The sequence below is a fragment of the Methylophaga sp. UBA4204 genome, assembly GCF_002379485.1.
Classification (GTDB): domain Bacteria; phylum Pseudomonadota; class Gammaproteobacteria; order Nitrosococcales; family Methylophagaceae; genus Methylophaga.
Map to the genome: position 1 here is coordinate 16,344 of NZ_DFTU01000016.1, position 2,888 is coordinate 19,231.

Annotated in this window: 3 protein-coding genes; all 3 read right to left on the reverse strand. The window is 44.8% G+C overall.

From position 1 onward, the window contains the following. Positions 1–230: 230 nt before the first annotated feature. A complete protein-coding gene (locus B3182_RS02220) occupies positions 231–1,022 on the reverse strand; it encodes an ABC transporter ATP-binding protein (RefSeq protein ID WP_292354135.1) in 792 nt (263 codons plus the stop codon). Between the two features lie 9 nt (positions 1,023–1,031). Then, on the reverse strand, positions 1,032–2,054 hold the full coding sequence (locus B3182_RS02225) for an ABC transporter permease (protein WP_292354133.1): 1,023 nt from the start codon (positions 2,052–2,054) through the stop codon (positions 1,032–1,034). Between the two features lie 39 nt (positions 2,055–2,093). Further along, positions 2,094–2,888 (reverse strand): CmpA/NrtA family ABC transporter substrate-binding protein (locus B3182_RS02230; RefSeq protein ID WP_292751381.1); only part of this gene is annotated, 795 nt, incomplete at its 5' end.

Below are 2,888 nucleotides of genomic sequence, written 5' to 3' on the forward strand. Positions count from 1 at the left end.
AACGTTAAATGATGATAATCAGCCGTCACATATAGACTGGTTTGTTCAGCATCATGCATCTGCTGCATTGGCATACCTTTAAATTCTGATTGGAAAGCAACTGTGTTCAACATAATATAGCGGTCAATTCACCGAGAAGTTTTGTTAATTATCAAACCTGCCCAAGTTGAGCAGGTTTGATTCACACTTGCATCCATGCCAACGCGTCTTATTTAGCTCATTTCAACGCATTAGGCAGCCTTCCTGGCATGCCTTTGATGTAAAAATTTAATCACTTCAGAACGGTAATGGTTGTAATCGGCATTATCTGCCAAGTCCAGTCTTTGTCTGGGTCTGGGAAGATCTACCTGCAGAATTTCACCAATACTGGCTGCCGGACCATTGGTCATCATCACGATTTTGTCAGACAGCAACACGGCTTCATCCACATCATGGGTAATCATAATAACGGTGTTGTTCAAATCTGCCTGAATTTCCATCAACGAATCTTGTAAATGGGCACGAGTCAACGCATCCAATGCACCGAATGGCTCATCCATTAACAAGACTTTTGGCTCCATTGCCAACGCTCTTGCAATACCGATACGTTGTTTCATACCACCTGAAATTTCCGCGGGTAGTTTATCTTTGGCATGAGTCATATGCACCAATTCCAGATTATGCAATGTCCAGTCACGAATTTGCTGACGATTACGGGTTTTACCAAACACCGATTTCACTGCCAATTCGACATTTTGATAACAAGTAAGCCAGGGAAACAAGGCATGATTCTGGAACACGATAGCCCGATCCGGACCCGGTTCATTTACCTCTTTGCCCTGGAGAATCACTCCACCTTCAGTGGCCTGATACAAACCACCAACAATATTCATAACGGTCGATTTACCACAGCCTGAGTGACCAATAATACTGACAAATTCGCCTTTATTGATTTGGATGTTCACATTGTCCAACGCCCTAAATGGGCCATTGGCGGTTGGAAAATCAATGCTGACATGATCGATATTTAAATAACTTTCCATTGTCTGCTCCTAGCGAATATTTGCGGTTTTGTCGTATGAGAAAAACTTCTGCAATGTGAGCATAATGCGATCCAAGGCAAAGCCAATCAGACCAATCGCCAATACCGCGACCATAATACGGCTGAGCGAATTGGAACTGCCATTTTGGAACTCATCCCAGACAAACTTACCCAGCCCCGGGTTTTGTGCGAGCATTTCTGCTGCAATTAATACCATCCAGCCGATCCCCAGCGAAATTCTCAATCCGGTAAAAATCATCGGAATGGAAGAAGGAACCACGATTTTCCACACCGTCGTGAAATATCCCAGTCGCAACACCTTTCCCACATTAAGCAAGTCACGATCAATGGAGGACACGCCAACCGCAGTATTAATCAAGGTCGGCCACAAAGAACACAACATAACGGTGATGGCCGAGGTAATAAATGACTTGGAGAACATCGGATCGGCCGAGACATACACTGCACTGACCACCATGGTCACAATGGGCAGCCAGGCCAGTGGTGACACTGGTTTGAAAATCTGGATCAGAGGATTTATTGCGTTATACAGATTTTGACTTAAACCACTGACGATACCGATCGGAATCGCAATCAAACTGGCCAGCAGAAAACCGACAAATACGGTAAACAGACTGGTCCATATCTGATCAATAAAAGTGGGTCTTCCATTGAAGTCCCGAACTTTAATTTCGGCATCGGGATTTTTCGCCAGTTTGTTCGCATTCCGCTGTTCCTGGCGCTGATAAAAATCTGTCTCACGCTGACGTTCAGCCTGATGTTCTTCATTCAGCACCTTAACCTGCTCCCATACCTGAACCGGTCCGGGTAATTGGCCAAGACTGGTATCAACTTTGGCAGCTCCAAAATGCCAGAAAAATAGAAAGGCAAGCATCGCTATCAATGGCAAACCAATCATTTTTACTAGCTGTTGAAATTGAAACCCGGCGGGTTCCCCACCAGCGATTTTCGCCAGTGGGACGAACCAGTTGAGCCCCGTTATTTCCAGAAAATATATAAGTTTATCGTTCATAAGAGTCCATCTTTGTCCGTTTTATGAAAAGCAGGGGAATTAATCCACCTGCTCCTCTCCTTTCAGGCCAATGGCAAATTTTTCCAGGTAAGCATTAGGTGCTGTCCCGTCAAATTCGATACCATCGATAAACTCATTTTGAGCCGGTTTGAAACCCGTTTCAGAGGTGAAATCTGGGAAATCTGTTACAGCTAACTTGCCCTCTTCAATCAATTCTTTTGCTGCAATTTGATAAATATCGGGACGATAAACTTTCTTTGCCATATCGGTATACCAGCTATCCGATTTGGCTTCCGGGATCTGGCCCCAACGACGCATTTGGGTCAGATACCAGATGGCGTCACTGTAATATGGATAGGTCGCGTTATAACGGAAAAACACGTTGAAATCGGGGATTTCACGTTTATCACCTTTTTCGTATTCAAAGGTGCCCGTCATACTGTTAGCAATGACATCATAATCAGCACCGACATAATAACTTTGTGAAAGTATTTCAACGGCCTCAGGACGATTGGCATTATTCTCAGCATCCAGCCAATGTGCAGCACGGATAAGGGCCTTAACTAATGCAATATGGGTGTTGGGGTTTTCATCAGCCCATTGCTGGCTAACACCGAACACCTTCTCTGGGTTATTTTTCCAGATTTCGTAGTCGGTAATCACCGGTACCCCGATCTCCATAAATACTGCCTGCTGATTCCATGGCTCGCCCACGCAATAACCTTCAATGGTTCCAGCTTCCATCGTCGATGGCATTTGAGGTGGAGGTGTGACCGATAACAAGGCTTCTGCCTTAAGCTGACCACTACTGTCACCTTTGTGCGGTGCGTAATA